This window comes from Nocardioides panacisoli (genome assembly GCF_019448235.1).
GTDB classification, from domain to species: Bacteria; Actinomycetota; Actinomycetes; order Propionibacteriales; family Nocardioidaceae; genus Nocardioides; species Nocardioides panacisoli_A.
In genome coordinates, this window is the sequence record NZ_CP080409.1 from 3,056,698 (window position 1) to 3,071,207 (window position 14,510).

The 14,510-nt window shown below is 72.4% G+C and carries 14 protein-coding genes; 7 read left to right on the plus strand and 7 right to left on the minus strand.

Annotated features, from left to right (window positions below):
• Positions 1-34 precede the first annotated feature (34 nt).
• From KUV85_RS14865 to KUV85_RS14875, 3 genes are read right to left on the minus strand one after another with little or no spacing between them, the layout of a single operon-like run.
• Positions 35-421, minus strand: a complete 387-nt coding sequence (locus KUV85_RS14865; protein WP_219960671.1) for a hypothetical protein — start codon at positions 419-421, stop codon at positions 35-37.
• Between the two features lie 37 nt (positions 422-458).
• Positions 459-884 carry a GlcG/HbpS family heme-binding protein gene (locus tag KUV85_RS14870; protein ID WP_219960672.1) on the minus strand — a complete coding sequence of 142 codons (426 nt, stop codon included), beginning with the start codon at positions 882-884 and terminating at the stop codon, positions 459-461.
• A 35-nt stretch (positions 885-919) separates the two neighbouring features.
• Positions 920-3,109: a malate synthase G gene (locus tag KUV85_RS14875; RefSeq protein ID WP_219960673.1), complete on the minus strand. Its 2,190-nt coding sequence runs from the start codon at positions 3,107-3,109 to the stop codon at positions 920-922.
• 95 nt (positions 3,110-3,204) lie between these two features.
• On the opposite strand from KUV85_RS14875, the gene KUV85_RS14880 reads away from it, so the two are divergent.
• Genes KUV85_RS14880 through KUV85_RS14895 form a run of 4 tightly spaced genes read left to right on the plus strand, consistent with a single transcriptional unit; the run spans position 3,205 to position 7,619 of the window.
• On the plus strand, positions 3,205-3,969 hold the full coding sequence (locus KUV85_RS14880) for an IclR family transcriptional regulator (RefSeq protein ID WP_219960674.1): 765 nt from the start codon (positions 3,205-3,207) through the stop codon (positions 3,967-3,969).
• A gap of 40 nt (positions 3,970-4,009) precedes the next feature.
• Positions 4,010-5,371 (plus strand): FAD-binding oxidoreductase, encoded by a 1,362-nt coding sequence (locus KUV85_RS14885; protein ID WP_219960675.1) that lies wholly within the window; start codon positions 4,010-4,012, stop codon positions 5,369-5,371.
• Between the two features lie 57 nt (positions 5,372-5,428).
• Entirely contained in the window at positions 5,429-6,457 is a 1,029-nt protein-coding gene (locus KUV85_RS14890) for a pyridoxal-phosphate dependent enzyme (protein ID WP_219960676.1), read from the plus strand.
• A complete protein-coding gene (locus tag KUV85_RS14895) occupies positions 6,450-7,619 on the plus strand; it encodes an amidohydrolase (protein WP_219960677.1) in 1,170 nt (389 codons plus the stop codon). The genes KUV85_RS14890 and KUV85_RS14895 overlap by 8 nt, the downstream gene beginning before the upstream one ends.
• Before the next feature lie 19 nt (positions 7,620-7,638).
• Here KUV85_RS14895 and KUV85_RS14900 read toward each other — a convergent pair whose 3' ends face one another.
• A complete protein-coding gene (locus KUV85_RS14900; protein ID WP_219960678.1) occupies positions 7,639-8,205 on the minus strand; it encodes a PaaI family thioesterase in 567 nt (188 codons plus the stop codon).
• Positions 8,206-8,248: 43 nt separating this feature from the next.
• On the opposite strand from KUV85_RS14900, the gene KUV85_RS14905 reads away from it, so the two are divergent.
• Entirely contained in the window at positions 8,249-9,001 is a 753-nt protein-coding gene (locus tag KUV85_RS14905; protein WP_219960679.1) for an SDR family NAD(P)-dependent oxidoreductase, read from the plus strand.
• A gap of 22 nt (positions 9,002-9,023) precedes the next feature.
• On the opposite strand, the gene KUV85_RS14910 is transcribed toward KUV85_RS14905, so the two are convergent.
• Genes KUV85_RS14910 through KUV85_RS14920 form a run of 3 tightly spaced genes read right to left on the minus strand, consistent with a single transcriptional unit; the run spans position 9,024 to position 11,715 of the window.
• Positions 9,024-9,494 carry a nuclear transport factor 2 family protein gene (locus KUV85_RS14910; RefSeq protein WP_219960680.1) on the minus strand — a complete coding sequence of 157 codons (471 nt, stop codon included), beginning with the start codon at positions 9,492-9,494 and terminating at the stop codon, positions 9,024-9,026.
• Positions 9,491-10,513 carry a TIGR03617 family F420-dependent LLM class oxidoreductase gene (locus tag KUV85_RS14915; RefSeq protein ID WP_219960681.1) on the minus strand — a complete coding sequence of 341 codons (1,023 nt, stop codon included), beginning with the start codon at positions 10,511-10,513 and terminating at the stop codon, positions 9,491-9,493. The genes KUV85_RS14910 and KUV85_RS14915 overlap by 4 nt, the downstream gene beginning before the upstream one ends.
• Positions 10,510-11,715 carry an acyl-CoA dehydrogenase family protein gene (locus tag KUV85_RS14920; RefSeq protein WP_219960682.1) on the minus strand — a complete coding sequence of 402 codons (1,206 nt, stop codon included), beginning with the start codon at positions 11,713-11,715 and terminating at the stop codon, positions 10,510-10,512. Before KUV85_RS14920 ends, KUV85_RS14915 begins: the two co-directional genes overlap by 4 nt.
• Positions 11,716-11,860: 145 nt before the next feature.
• On the opposite strand from KUV85_RS14920, the gene KUV85_RS14925 reads away from it, so the two are divergent.
• Positions 11,861-13,249 (plus strand): zinc ribbon domain-containing protein, encoded by a 1,389-nt coding sequence (locus KUV85_RS14925; RefSeq protein WP_219960683.1) that lies wholly within the window; start codon positions 11,861-11,863, stop codon positions 13,247-13,249.
• Positions 13,249-14,442: an acetyl-CoA acetyltransferase gene (locus KUV85_RS14930; protein WP_219960684.1), complete on the plus strand. Its 1,194-nt coding sequence runs from the start codon at positions 13,249-13,251 to the stop codon at positions 14,440-14,442. Before KUV85_RS14925 ends, KUV85_RS14930 begins: the two co-directional genes overlap by 1 nt.
• The last annotated feature ends 68 nt before the right edge of the window (positions 14,443-14,510 follow it).

A 14,510-nucleotide genomic window follows, 5' to 3' on the forward strand; every position in this document is an offset into this window, starting at 1 on the left:
GGGTCCGCCCGAGGTGATCGTCCTCGGGGCGGACCTACCCGGCGAGGGCTGCCATCAGGCCGGGGACGTCGGCGACGGTCAGCGTCGCGCCCGGGTGCCGGATCCGCCCCGTCGGGTCGATCCCCGGCACCGGCTCTTGGAAGCTCACGCACACGGCGTCCTCGCCGTTGGTGGTGAAGCTGATCCCGCGGTCGGCGAAGGAGAGGTGGGGTGGCCCGGCGGTCTTGACGAACGCGAAGCCTCCGGTGCGCTGCAAGCTCGCGACGTTGTCCCGGGTGGTGCGCAGCGACCACGGGCCGTACCGCACTCGCAGGTCCTCGTCGGTGAGGTCGACCCAGGCCGTCCTGGGTGTGATGCCGAAGGCCAGGGCCGGCAGCCGGTACGCCGTGGCGAAGTGGAAGGGGAAGCGCGCGCCGTTCATCCCCTCACCTTGCCCCGTCCCGCCAAGCCGCGGTGGCTCAGTCGGGCTGGGCCACCAGGCCCGCTGCCTCGACACCGGCCAGCGCGGCGGCCTCGTCGCTGTCGGAGGTGTCGCCGGAGATGCCGACCGCACCGAGCAGCGTCCCCCCGTCGTCCTTGACGAGGACGCCGCCCGGGACGGGGACGAGTGCGCCCACCGCGTTGGTCGCGGCGGCGATGAAGTAGGGCTGCTGCTCCGCGCGGTTCATCAGCGCGCGCGACCCGACGCCGAGGGAGAGGGCGCCGTACGCCTTGCCGTGGGCGATCTCGAACCGCTTGTTCGACGAACCGTCCTGGCGCTCGACGGCCACGACGTGGCCTCCGGCGTCCAGCACGACGACGGTCAGTGGCTTGTACGACGCCTCCTCGGCGGCGCTGAACGCGCCGGCGACGATCGTGCGGGCGGTGGCGAGGTCGATGCTCATGCGGTGACTCCGTTCGGGTGCGACTGCGCTGGTGGTCATGCTGGGGCTGACTGTCCGGACTCGAGGGCCTTCAGGGCCCGGCGGCGCCGGTGCAGGACCGGCTCGGTGTAGCCCGCCGGCTGGGCGAGGCCGTCGAAGACCAGGTCCCGCACGGCGTTGAAGGCCTCGCCGTCGTAGGAGGGCCCCATCGGCTGGTACCCCTCGCCGGCGTTCTGCTCGTCCACGACCTCCGCCATCCGTCGCAGCGCGGCGTCCACCTCCTCGGCGGTGACGACGCCGTGGTGCAGCCAGTTGGTGACGTGCTGGGCCGAGATGCGGCAGGTGGCACGGTCCTCCATGAGGTTCACGCCGTGGATGTCGGGCACCTTCGAGCAGCCGACGCCGTCGTCGACCCAGCGCTTCACGTAGCCCAGCGTGCTCTGGAGGTTGTTCTCGAGCTCGGCGATGCGGTCCTGCTCGCTCCAGGAGGCGACCGTGTCGGCGTCGGCGAACGGGACCGTCAGCAGGTCCTCCAGCGTCGTGCGGTGCTGTCCGGCCAGCTCCTCCTGCCGAGCCGCGACGTCGACCTGGTGGTAGTGCAGCGCGTGCAGCGTGGCTGCGGTCGGTGACGGCACCCAGGCGCACGTCGCGCCGGACTGCGGGTGGCCCACCTTCTGCTCCAGCATCGCGGCCATGTCGTCGGGCCGTGGCCACATGCCCTTGCCGATCTGGGCCCGCCCGCGCAGCCCGCACGCGAGGCCGACGTCGACGTTCTGGTCCTCGTACGCCGCGATCCAGGCCGTGGACTTCATCTCGCCCTTGCGGACCATCGGGCCGCCGCGCATCGAGGTGTGCAGCTCGTCGCCGGTGCGGTCCAGGAAGCCGGTGTTGATGAACGCGACCCGGCCGCGTGCGGCGTGGATGCAGGCCTTGAGGTTGGCCGAGGTGCGGCGCTCCTCGTCCATGATGCCGAGCTTGATGGTGCCGGTGGCCAGTCCCAGCAGCCGCTCGACGGCGGCGAAGAGGTCGTCGGTGAAGGCGACCTCGTCGGGGCCGTGCATCTTCGGCTTCACCGCGTACATCGAGCCGGTGCGGGAGTTGCGCAGCGCACTGCGTCCCTGGATGTCGACCAGGCTGCACAGCGCCGTCATGACCGCGTCGAGGATGCCCTCGGGCACCTCCTCGCCGCCGACCAGGATCGCGTCGGTGGTCATCAGGTGGCCCACCTGGCGCACGAACATCAGCGAGCGGCCCGGCAGCTCGAAGGCTCCGTCGGGTCCCTCGTAGGTCCGGTCGGGGGCGAGGCGGCGGGTCCAGGCGGAGTCGCCGCTGCCCACCTCGGCGGTGAGCGTGCCCTCGTTGAGCCGGAGCCAGTTGCGGTAGCCGACCACCTTGTCCTCGGCGTCGACGGCGGCGACGGAGTCCTCGAGGTCCATGATCGTCGACACCGCCGACTCCACGAGCACGTCCTTGACGCCGGCGGCGTCGTCGCGTCCGATCGTGTCGGCGGGGTCGACCTGGATCTCCACGTGCAGCCCGTGGTGGCGCAGCAGGACCGCTTCCGGTGCCGCCGGGTCGCCGCGGTGACCGAGGTACTGCCCCGGCTCGGCGAGCCCGACCGGCGCGGACGAGCCCTCGAGGTGGACCGTGAGGCTGCCGCCCTCGACGGCGTACGCCGTCGCGTCGGCGTGGCTGCCCCCGGCGAGTGGGAAGTGCTCGTCGAGGAAGGCACGCGCCCGGGCGATCACCGCCGCGCCGCGGCGCGGGTTGTACGACGTCCCGCGCTCCTGGCCGTCGTCCTCGGGCAGCACGTCGGTGCCGTAGAAGGCGTCGTAGAGCGAACCCCACCGGGCGTTGGCGGCGTTGGCCGCGAAGCGCGCGTTGAGCACGGGCACGACGAGCTGGGGGCCGGCCTGGCGCGCCACCTCGTCGTCGACGTCCGCGGTGGTGATGGTGAAGTCCTCGGGCTCGTCGGCGAGGTAGCCGAGCTCGCGCAGCATCCGCAGGTACTCCGCCCGGTCGCGGACCGGGCCGGGGTGCTCGGCGTGCCAGTCGTCGAGGTGCTGCTGGATCTCGTCGCGGCGGGCGAGCAGGGCGCGGTTGCGTGGGGTGAAGTCGGCCAGCAGCTGCTCGACCCCGCTCCAGAACATGTCCTCGTCGATCCCGGACCCGGGCAGTGCCTCGTCGCGGACGAAGGCGTGCAGGGCGGGGGCGACGTCGAGGCCCCCCACGGTGATGCGATCCATGCTGACTCCTTCAGATTCCGTATCGTGGAATACGTTTTCTGTATAGTCGAAGGATAGCGGACACCGAGGAGCAGGCAACACCGAGGAGCAGCGGCATGACCGAGGACGTGACGACGACCCGGGCCGGGGGCGTGCAGTCGGTCGAACGGGCCTTCGAGTTGCTCCAGGTGCTGGCCGCCCGGGACCGCCCGATGGGCGTCACCGACCTCGCCGGGGTCAGTGGCCTCTCGCCCGGGACGATCCACCGCCTGCTGCGCACGCTGGTCGACCTGGGCTACGTGCGGCAGGACGGCAACCGCACCTATGCGCTCGGGCACGCGCTGATCCGTCTCGGCGAACGCGCCACCTCCGGGCTCGCCGCGTGGAGCCGCCCGCTGCTGGAGGAGGTGATGGCCGACCTCGGGGAGTCGGTCAACCTGGCTGCGCTGGAGAACGACCAGGTCGTCTACCTGGCCCACGTGCCCTCCTTCCAGTCCATGCGCACCTTCACCGAGGTCGGCAGCCGGGTGCCGGCCCACAGCACGGGCGTGGGCAAGGCGATGCTCGCCCAGCTCGGCGAGCGTGCCGCGCGGTCCCTGCTCGACCGCACCGGCATGCCGCCGGCGACCGGGTGCACCATCACCGACCCGGACGCCATGGCCGCCGAGCTCAGCGCCGTGGCCCGCCGCGGGTACGCCGTGGACGAGGAGGAGCAGGAGGTCGGCGTCCGCTGTGTCGCCGTGCCCGTGCTCGGCGCGGTCCCGCCGCTGGCGGTGTCGGTCTCCGGGCCCCGGGCCCGCGTCACCGACGACCTGGTCGCACGCGCCGTGGCGCCGCTGCAGGCGGCAGCTGCGGCGATCGCGGCCGAGGCCTCGGCGTGAACAGCGCCGGCACGACGCCCATCGAAGGAGGGGTCCGCCCATGACCGACATCCACGACCTGGTGGCCGAGCTCGGCGACGACGTCGTCGTGACCGACCCCCAACGCACCGAGAAGTACCGCCACGACCGGGCGGGCGACACCGGCGCCGGCACGCCGCTGGCCGTCGTACGAGCCCGCTCGACCGGGGACGTGCAGGCCGCCGTGCGGTTCGCCGCGGCCCACGACGTCCCCGTGATCCCCCGCGGCGCCGGCTCGGGGCTCTCCGGCGGCGCCGCCGCGGTCACCGACTGCCTCGTCGTGTGCACCGAACGGATGCGGGAGGTCCGGGTCGACCCGGTGACCCAGACCGCGGTCGTCCAGCCCGGGCTGATGAACGCCGAGGTCAAGGCGGCCGCCGCCGAGCACGGGCTCTGGTACCCGCCCGACCCCTCGTCGTACGAGTTCTGCTCCATCGGCGGCAACATCGCCACCAACGCCGGCGGCCTGTGCTGCGTGAAGTACGGCGTCACCACCGACTACGTCATGGGGCTCACCGTGGTGCTCGCCGACGGGACCGCCGTCGAGCTGGGTGGACCGCGGATCAAGGACGTCGCGGGGCTGTCGCTGACCAAGCTCTTCGTCGGCTCCGAGGGCACCTTGGGCATCGTCACCGAGATCGTGCTGCGCCTGGTGCCGGCACAGCGCCCACCCGCCACGCTCGTCGCCACCTTCGCCACCCTCGACGACGCCACCGACACCGTGCTGGCCATCACCCGGCAGATGCGGCCCTCGATGCTGGAGTTCATGGACCGCCCGACGATCAACGCGGTCGAGGACATGACCCGGATGGGGCTCGACCGCGAGGCCGCGGCGATGCTGGTCATCCAGTCCGACGAGCCCGCCGGCCACGCCGCGGCGGAGTGCGCGACGATCGCGTCGCTGTGTGAGGAGCACCGGGCCACCGAGGTCTTCTCCACCGACGACCCCGACGAGGGAGAGGCGTTCGTCGTCGCCCGGCGCCAGGCGATCCCGGCCGTGGAGCGCACCGGCACGTTGCTGCTGGAGGACGTCGGCGTCCCGCTGCCGCAGTTGGGCGCACTGGTCGACGGGATCGAGGAGATCGCCCGGGCCCGCGAGGTGACCATCGCGGTGGTCGCCCACGCCGGCGACGGCAACACCCACCCGCTGATCGTCTTCGACCCGGCCGACGAGGACATGGCCGCCCGGGCCCAGCGGGCCTACGGCGAGGTCATGGAGCTGGCCATGCGGCTGGGCGGCACCATCACCGGCGAGCACGGGGTCGGCCGGCTCAAGCAGCCGTGGGTCGGGGCCTACCTCGGCCCGGACGCGCTCGCGCTCAACCACCGGATCAAGGACGCCCTGGACCCGCAGGGCATCCTCAACCCCGGCGCGGGCCTGTAGGGCGTCCGCCCGGCGGGGGCGCTGGACCACACCGTCCGGCACGGGGACGATGGGCCGGTGACGACCTGGTTCAGCAACCCCGCCGCCCGCACATGGACCACGCCGGTCACCGGTGGGGGCGCGCGGGAGTTCCACCGCTCGTTGCCCGGGTACGCCGTCACGCCGCTGGTCGAGCTGCCCTCCCTCGCCGAGGAGCTCGGGGTGGCCCGGGTGCTGGCCAAGGACGAGTCGCAGCGCCTCGGCCTGCCCGCGTTCAAGGTGCTGGGGGCGTCCTGGGCGTGCCGGCAGGTGCTGGCGCACCGGCCCGGTGCCGAGCTGGTCACCGCGACCGACGGCAACCACGGCCGCGCCGTCGCTCGGATGGCGCGCCACTTCGAGGTCGCGGCGACGGTGTTCGTGCCCGAGGTGATGCTGCCCGAGACCGCTGCGGCCATCGAGTCCGAGGGGGCCCGGGTGGTCCGACTCGAGGTCGCCTACGACGACGCGGTGCGCGCCGCCGCGGCGTACGCCGACGAGGCGGGGGACCGTGCCCTCGTGCAGGACACGGCGTGGGAGGGCTACACCGAGGTCCCGGCGTGGATCGTCGACGGCTACCGCACGCTGCTGGAGGAGATCGACGAGGAGGTGGGCACGTCGCCGGACCTCGTCGCGGTGCCGACCGGCGTCGGCTCCCTCGCCGAGGCCGTCGTGCGCCACCACCGCCGCCCCGGTGCGGCCCACCCGAGCGTGCTCTCGGTCGAGCCGGACACCGCCGCCTGCGTCGTGGCGAGCCTCGCGGCCGGCGAGCCCGTCGCGGTCCCCACCGGCGCGACCATCATGGCCGGACTCAACTGCGGCACCGTGTCCAGTGCGGCCTGGCCGGTGCTGCGCGACGGCTGCGACGCCGCGGTCGCGGTGACCGATGCCGAGGCCGACCGGGCCGTGACGGATCTCGGCGCCCTGGGGCTGTCGTCGGGGCCGAGCGGCGCGGCGACCCTGGCCGGCGTACGCGCTGCCCTCGGCGATCCCGAGCGCCGCGCCGCGCTCGGCCTGCCGGCCGACGCGGTCGTCGTGCTGCTGAGCACGGAGGCGAACCCCCGTGACTGAGGCAGCGCACCGCGCCGACCTCCTCGCCCGGGTGCGGGGTTGGCGCCACGACCTGCACCGGATCCCCGAGACGGCCTTCGCCGAGCACGAGACCGCCGCCTACGCCGCGCGCGTCCTCACCGACCTCGGGTACGCCGTCACGGCCGGCATCGGCGGCACCGGACTCGTCGCGTCGCTGACCCGGGGGACGTCGTCGCGCAGCGTGGGCCTGCGCTCGGATCTCGACGCGCTGCCGATCACCGAGGAGAGCGGCGTGCCGTATGCCTCGACGCGTCCCGGTGTGATGCACGCCTGCGGCCACGACGGCCACCTGGCGATGCTGCTGGGGGCTGCGGCCTTACTCGCCGAGGAGGGGTTCGACGGCACTCTCCACGCGATCCTCCAGCCCGCGGAGGAGCCCGGTCGTGGAGCGCTGGCGATGGTCGACGACGGGCTGTTCGAGCGGTTCGGTGTCGACCGGCTCTTCGGGATCCACAACATCCCCGGGCTGCCCGCCGGCCACCTCCACGTCGCGGCGGGTCCGGCCATGGCGAGCGAGGACGACTTCACGATCGCGATCGCCGGACGCGGCGGCCACGCCTCGGCGCCGCACCTGGTCGTTGACCCGTTGGTGGTCGCCGCCGAGATCGTGCTGGCGCTGCAGTCCGTGGTCGCGCGCAACGTCGACCCGTTCCACACCGCGGTGGTGTCCTGCACCGACCTCACCACCGACGGTGCCCGCAACGCGATCCCGACCCACGCCACGATCACCGGCGACACCCGCAGCTTCGACCCCGCCACGCAGGCCCTGCTCGAGCAGCGCATCCGCGAGGTCAGCCACGGCGTCGCGGAGGCCCACGGTGCCCGCGTCGAGGTGTCCTACACCCACGAGTTCGCGCCCACGGTCAACGATCCCGCGTGCGCGCGCATCGCGACCGATGCGGCAGCCCGGGCGCTCGGGGAGGACCGAGTCGCCGCCGCCCGGCCCATCATGGCCAGCGAGGACTTCGGCATCCTCGCCGACCACGTCCCCGCCTGCCTGGCCTTCCTCGGCAACGGCGTCGCGCCCGACCTCGGGGGCGTTCCGCTGCACAGCCACGACTACGTCTTCTACGACGACGTCCTCGGCCCCGGCATCGACTTCTACTGCGAGGTCGTGCGGGCCGGCCTCGCTGTCGACTGATCGACGCACTCCGTGCCGTCTACGGCTGACCGTCCCGCAGTGTCACGAAGAGGGCCTCGCCCTCGGCGCACAGGACCTCCCCGTCGCGGAGTTCGGCGCGGAGGAAGCGCTTGCGTCCCTCGACGCGGTCGGTCCTGGCGGCGAACGTGAGGGGAACGCCCACGCGGACCACGGACAGGTACTGCGTGGTGAGGTATGCCGTCCGCGCCGCCGGCATGCCCGGGGCGTTGGCCAAGCGCCCGAAGAGCTCGTCGAAGAGCAGCGGGATGGTGCCCCCGTGTGCGACGCCGCGACCGCCGAGAAAGAACGAGCTGAACTGAGTCGTGCCGGCGAGCTGGTCCGGCGGTGCGTGGGCCAGCACCTCGTAGTGGGGAGTCGTGGCCTGTCCAGCCGACGGGAGGTCGGGGCGGTGCCCGTAGTCGCGGCCGGACTCCTCGACACGGTCGGCCCTCAGGCGCTCGGTCCAGGCCTCGAGGTCCCTTTCCAGTTCGGCGCGTGTCGCGGACGCGGGGACGGCGTCGGCGAAGGCATCGAGGAACCCGCGCAGGTGCGCGACGAGGCCAGCGTGGGTTCCGGGCTCGCTCATGGCGCTAGACTATCAAGCGTTTGCTTTACAAAGGAGGGTGGACGTGGAACGTGACCTCGCAGGGACAGCGGCCGTCGTGACCGGTGCCGGCACCGGGATCGGTCGAGCCGTGGCCGCCGAGCTCGCCGGGCGGGGCGCACGCGTCCTGCTGGTCGCGCGACGGGAGGGGCAGCTGCGGACCGTGGCCGAGGAGATCGCAGCGACGGGGGCGGACCGTCCCGTCGTACTCGGTCGTGACCTCACCGACGCCGGTGCGGCCGCCACCGTCGCCGGGGTCGTGCGCGACGAGTTCGGCCGGCTCGACGTCCTGGTCAACAACGCAGGTCAGGCTGACCCGCCGGGCGCCGAACTCGACGCCGCCGCGTGGCGTCGATCCTTCGAGCTCAACTTCCACGTCAAGCGCGAGCTCGCCGAGGCACTGCGTCCCGAACTTGAGGCCAGTGGCCGAGGGCGGGTCGTGAACCTCGTCGGGCTCCTCGAACCGCGGGGCATCTCGGCTGCCCAGGCCGCCATCGCCGCGTGCCGCCTGTGGTCCAAGGCATTCTCCCGCGAGGTCGCGACGACCGGCGTCACCGTCAACTGTGTCGCGCCGGGCCGCATCGACAGCGAGCAGCTACGGCGCCACTTCCCCAGCGACCACGCGCAGGAGGACTACGCCGCCGCCCATGTCCCTGCCGGGCGCTTCGGCACGCCCGAGGAGGCCGCCGCGCTCGTCGCGTTCCTCTGCTCACCGGCCGCGTCCTACGTCACCGGGCAGACGATCGCCGTCGACGGTGGTCTGGCCCACCACGCCTGAGTCGCGGCGTACGCCGTCCGGTTCAGCCGCGCGCGTAGCGCTCGAACCGTTCCGGCAGCGGCTCGCCGCCGGTGGTCCGTACTCCCGCGATGCGCACCCGCCGCTCCGCGATGCGCCACCGGTCACCTTCGTCGACCAGCACGTCCTCGTAGTTGCCCCACACGTGGAGCTGCAGGTCCGTCTCGCTGTTCTCGTGGAAGGCGTAGACGTAGGTGATCGTCTCGGCTCGTCCCGCGTCGAGCCGGAGGTAGTTGATCGTCGAGCAGTGGTGGTTCGTCGCGGTGTAGCGGCCGGTCGCACCACGGAAGAGCTCGCCCAGCGCGTCCCGGCCGCGCGTCACGTTGCCGTGTCCGTAGTCGAAGGTCGCGTCCTCGGTGAACAGGTCCGCCAGCAGTGCGAAGTCACACCGGTCGATGCCACGGCTGTAGGCGTACACCGTGTCGGCGATGTCGACCCGTGCTGCGAGCTCGGCGGCCCGGTCCTGCGCGCTCATCGCGCGGCCCCGGCGTCGAAGTCGGCCAGGACCGACCGGAGTCGGTCAGGGTCGCCCCCGGGCCAGGCGAAGTACGAAGACACCCGGTCCAGGCGACCGGTGAAGCGCTCCCGCACCAGGTGCGGCATCTCCTCCGCGGTGCCCACGAGCGCGATCTCGCCCAACAACGTGTCGTCGATGCGCTGCCCCATCTCCTCCCACCTGCCCTCACGGGAGAGGTCCTGCAACTCGACCTGCAGGTCGCCGTACCCCACGCTGTCGAGGACGGCGCGGTAGGCCGGCGTCGAGGCGTAGAACGCGATCTGCTCACGTGTCTTGCGTGCGCTCTCGGCCATCTCCTCCTCGGTGTCGCCCATCACCAGGAACAGCGGGCAGTAGAGCTCGACGTCACGGCGACTGCGGCCGCTGGCGGCGAGGCCCTTCTCCAGCGCCGGCAGCGTGACCTCGTCGAGGTAGGCGGTGGTGGTCATGCCGTGCAGCAGCAGGCCGTCGCAGAGCTCCCCGCCGAGCTCGGTCATCTTGGCGCCGACCGCGGCGATCATGGTCGGGATGCGGTACTCGTGGTGGTGCGGCGTGAAGACCGGTGTCATCAGCGTGTGCTGGTAGTGGGTGCCCTCGTAGGCCAGACGGGAACCGTCCCGCCAAGCGGTGAAGATGGCGTCGAGCGCCAGGAGGTAGTCCCGCATCCGGCCCACGGGGGCGCTCCAGGGCATGGAGAACCGTCGCTCGATGTGGGGCTTGATCTGGCTGCCCAGTCCCAGCACGAATCGGCCACCGGACATCGCCGCCAAGTCCCAGGCGAGGTAGGCCGTGGACATCGGGTTGCGCGCGAAGGCCACGGCGATCGCGGTGCCGACGGAGATGTCCTTGCTCGCCATCAGGGCGGCCTGGGACTGCAGGAAGGCGTCGGTGACGCTCTCGCTGGCCCAGACTCCGTCGAAGCCGTCGGCCTCGGCGGCCGCCGCGACCGGGCCGCACGCAGCGGCCGAGGCGCCGATCATTCCCATATCGATCTTCATCGCGCATCCTTCGGTAGGTTCAGAACCCGCTCTCCCACGGTGTTCTTGAGGATCTCGTCAGTGCCGCCGCCCACCCGCAGCCCCGGCAGGCCCAGGGTGAGCTCGGACCAGGCGTAGGTGCCCCAGTCGCCGCTGTCGACGACGTGGCCGGCGCCGAGCAGGTCTGCGGCCGTGTCGCTCATCTCGCGGAACAGGTCGGTGGCGATCAGCTTGCTGAGTGCGAGCTCCGGTCCGGGTACCCCGCCGTCCTCGAGGAAGCGCGCGGTCGTGAGCCGCGCCGCCCATGCGCGGGCCGCGACCCGGGCGACCGCGTCGCGGGCACGTTCGTCGAGCCCGTCGCCGGCATGGCGGGCCAGGTCGACCAGTCGCTCGACCAGCGCCTCGTCGACGCCGACCTCGGTGCCGATGGCGGACCGCTCGTTGAGCAGGGAGGTGACCACGACCGACCACCCGTCGTCGACCTCGCCGATGCGGCGCGAGTCCGGCACGACCACGTCGTTGAGGAAGACCTCGTCGAACGAGGCGCCGCCGGTCAGCTGGCGGATCGGGCGGATCTCGATGCCGGGGGAGTCCAGGTCGACCAAGAACGTGGTCAGTCCGGCGTGCTTGGGCCGGTCCGGCGCCGTGCGTGCGATGCAGAGCCCGACGTCGCTGTAGTGGGCACCGGAACTCCACACCTTCTGGCCCGTCAGGCGCCAGTCGTTGCCGTCACGCACCGCACGGGTCGAGAGTCCGGCGAGGTCGGACCCGGCGCCGGGCTCGGAGTAGAGCTGGCAGGCGAGCAAGTCGGCCGACCGGAGCCGGGGGAGCCAGGCCTGCTGCTGCTCGGGTGTGCCGTGGGCGAGCAGTGTCGGTGTCAACGTGGAGACGCTGAAGCGCAGGTAGCCGTCGTCGGGCAGGTCGTGGGCCGACTCCACCTCCCGCAACGCTGCGGCGTACGCCGCGGGGAGGCCGCGGCCGCCGAACTCGGCCGGGCCGTCGACCCAGCCCAGGTCGTGCTCGACCAGGTGAGCGCGGTAGCGGCGCAGGGCCGCGAGTTCCTCGGCCTCGCCCTCGGAGCGCTCGGCGACGACCGAGACCCGGTCATCGCCCACACCCCACTGGGCTCGGTCCTCGTTGCGCCGCGGGGCGAAGGCGGACAGCGCTGCGGCCGCCTCTGCTCGGAAGTCCTCGAGCCCGGGTGCGCCTGACTGCTGGGTCATGACCCTCCTGTGTCCGTGCCGGCTGCCGCGGGGCCTCGTCGCCGATCGCGACGGTTGCGGCGGTTGGCTGGCCTCGTCTACATTAGCAAAGCAAGTGCTTGATTGAAATGTTCCTGCGGCGATCGCAGGACGGAACGGAGGCCCCGTGACCGGCATCGAGTCCTATGCCGTCCAGGTACCGATCGGACGGCTGGACCGTGCGGAGATCGCGACCACGTTGGGTGTCGGTCGCGGCAAGGGCGCCCGTCCGGTCGCCTCGCACGACGAGGACAGCACCACGCTGGCCGTCGCGGCCGTACGCCGCCTGCGCGGTGTCGCGGAGGTCGAGGGGGCGCTGTGGTTCGCCACCTCCCGTCCGGCATACCTCGAGAAGTCCAACGCGGTCACGGTGGCCGTCGCGGGCGGCTGCGGGTCCCATGCCCCGGCCCACGATCTCGCCGGGGCGCTGCGTGGTGGCGCCGGTGCGCTGCGCGCGGTGCTGGCCGAGGGTGGCGGAGTCGCGGTGGCCGCCGACCTGCGCTACGCGCTGCCCGGATCCGCCGACGAGGCGGGGGGCTGTGACGCTGCGGCCGCTTTCACGGTCGGAAGCGCCCCCGTTGCGGAACTGGTCGGGTCCGCCGCCCTCACCACCGAGTTCCTCGAGCGGTGGCGCGAGCCCGGCGCGGACCGCACCTACACGTGGGAGGACCGCTTCGGCGTCGAGGAGTACGTCCCGCTCGGTCAACGCGTCGTCGACGACGTGCTCGGTCGCTGCGACCTCAAGCGCGAGGACCTCCAGCGCGTCGTGATCAGCACTCCCCACGCCAAGGCGCGCAGCGTCCTGACCAAGGGATTCGCTCCCGAGCAGCTCGACCTGCCCGCGGTTGCCACGCTCGGATACGCCGGCACGGCCGACCTGGGGGTGGGGCTGGTCGCGGCCTTCGAGTCCGCCGCCCCGGGCGACCTGGTCCTCGCCGTCGGCGTCGCGGACGGCGCGGACGCCTTCGTGTTCCGCATGACCGATGCCCACCGCCCCGGCGGGGCGGGGCTGGAGGCACTGACCGCCGGCACGACCGCACCGGTCTCCTACGCCGACTTCCTCAGTTGGCGCGGCCTGCTGCCGCGCGAGCCGGCGCGCCGCCCCGCGGTGAAGCCGCCCGTGCCGCCCGCCTCGCGGCGTACGAGCGGGTGGAAGTTCGGCTTCATCGCCGCTCGCTGTGACGAGTGCGGCTACCGCAACCTGCCCCCGCGCCGGGTGTGCCTGCGCTGCGGGGAACGTGACGCGCTCTCGGCCGAGCCGATGGTCGACGTCCCCGCCACCGTGGCGACCTTCACCGACGACTGGCTCTCGGAGTCGATCCAGTTGCCGGCGAAGGTGGTCGCGGTCGACTTCGAGGGTGGTGGCCGCTTCGAGTTCGAGATGGCCGACGCCGTCGACCAGCCCGTCGCGATCGGCGACCGGGTCGTGCCCACGTTCCGCCTCGCCAGCGTCGCGGGCAACGGGGTGCGCAACTACATCTGGAAGGTGCGTCCGCACCGGGAGGAGGACCGCTGATGGGCACGCATGCGCTGCGTACGCCGGTCGCGATCGTCGGCATGGCCTGCACCAGGTTCGGTGAGCACTGGGACCTCTCGGTCGACGACCTGCTCATCGAGGCCACCCACGGCGCCGTGGACGACGTCGACGGACTCGCACTCGACGACGTCGACGCGTTCTGGTTGGGATCGATGATCTCGGGCGTCTCGGGGCTCACTCTGACCCGCCCACTGGGCATCGAGCACAAGCCGGCCACCCGGGTCGAGAACATGTGCGCCACCGGTTCCGAGGCGTTCCGCAACGCCTGCTATGCGGTCTCGTCGGGCGCCTATGACGTGGTCATGGCCGTCGGGGGCGAGAAGCTGAAGGACCAGGGCTACTCGGGCCTGGAGATTCCCAGCGTGCCCAACGACGGGACGCCGCCGGTGCTCAGTGCCCCGGCGATGTACTCGATGATCGTCCCCGCCTACGCACGTCGCTACGGCGTCACCGAGGACCAGGTCAAGGAGGCGATGACCCACATCGCCTGGAAGAACCACGCCAACGGCGCCCTCAACCCCCGGGCGCAGTTCCGCAAGGAGATGTCCAAGGAGGTCATCGCCGGTGCTCCGACGTTGGCGGGCAACCTGAGCGTGTTCGACTGTTCCGGTGTCGCCGACGGTGGTGCCGCGGCGATCATCGTGCGCGCCGAGGATGCGTTGAAGTACACCGACCGGCCGCTCTACGTCCACGCGCTGTCGGTGAACGCCGGCTCCGGCACCGGACGCAATGACAGTGACTACGACTACTCCGACCTCGCCGAGTCGCGCGTGTCGGCACAGCAGGCCTATCGCCAGGCCGGGATCACCGATCCGGCGACGGAGATCTCGGTCGCCGAGGTGCATGACTGCTTCACCCCGACCGAGATGGTGCTGATGGAGGAGCTCGGCTTCTCCGCTCCCGGCGAGGCCTGGCGCGACGTGGTCGCCGGGCGGTACGACCGCGGCGGCGCCCTCCCCGTCAACATCGACGGCGGGCTGAAGAGCTTCGGCCACCCGATCGGCGCCAGCGGCCTGCGGATGCTGTATGAGATGTGGTTGCAGTTCCGCGGCGAAGCCGGCGACCGCCAGGTCGAGACGCCGGGCTTCGGCCTGGTGCAGAACCAGGGCGGCAGCCCCGGAGACCTCGTCAGCGCCGTCACGATCGTGTCGTCGCGACCGCCGGCCGCATGAACGGGTTCTGCGGCGCGTCGGCGCCCCAGGTCGCGTGCCGCGGAACAAGGTGGCCCCTGTGCCACCAT

Excerpts from the sequence above, each read along its gene's own strand:
- KUV85_RS14865 (WP_219960671.1), bottom strand. The coding sequence starts at position 421 with ATGAACGGCGCGCGCTTCCCCTTCCACTTCGCCACGGCGTACCGGCTG.
- KUV85_RS14870 (WP_219960672.1), bottom strand. The coding sequence starts at position 884 with ATGAGCATCGACCTCGCCACCGCCCGCACGATCGTCGCCGGCGCGTTC.
- KUV85_RS14875 (WP_219960673.1), bottom strand. The coding sequence starts at position 3,109 with ATGGATCGCATCACCGTGGGGGGCCTCGACGTCGCCCCCGCCCTGCAC.
- KUV85_RS14880 (WP_219960674.1), top strand. The coding sequence starts at position 3,205 with ATGACCGAGGACGTGACGACGACCCGGGCCGGGGGCGTGCAGTCGGTC.
- KUV85_RS14885 (WP_219960675.1), top strand. The coding sequence starts at position 4,010 with ATGACCGACATCCACGACCTGGTGGCCGAGCTCGGCGACGACGTCGTC.
- KUV85_RS14900 (WP_219960678.1), bottom strand. The coding sequence starts at position 8,205 with ATGAGCGAGCCCGGAACCCACGCTGGCCTCGTCGCGCACCTGCGCGGG.
- KUV85_RS14910 (WP_219960680.1), bottom strand. The coding sequence starts at position 9,494 with ATGAGCGCGCAGGACCGGGCCGCCGAGCTCGCAGCACGGGTCGACATC.
- KUV85_RS14915 (WP_219960681.1), bottom strand. The coding sequence starts at position 10,513 with ATGAAGATCGATATGGGAATGATCGGCGCCTCGGCCGCTGCGTGCGGC.
- KUV85_RS14920 (WP_219960682.1), bottom strand. The coding sequence starts at position 11,715 with ATGACCCAGCAGTCAGGCGCACCCGGGCTCGAGGACTTCCGAGCAGAG.
- KUV85_RS14930 (WP_219960684.1), top strand. The coding sequence starts at position 13,249 with ATGGGCACGCATGCGCTGCGTACGCCGGTCGCGATCGTCGGCATGGCC.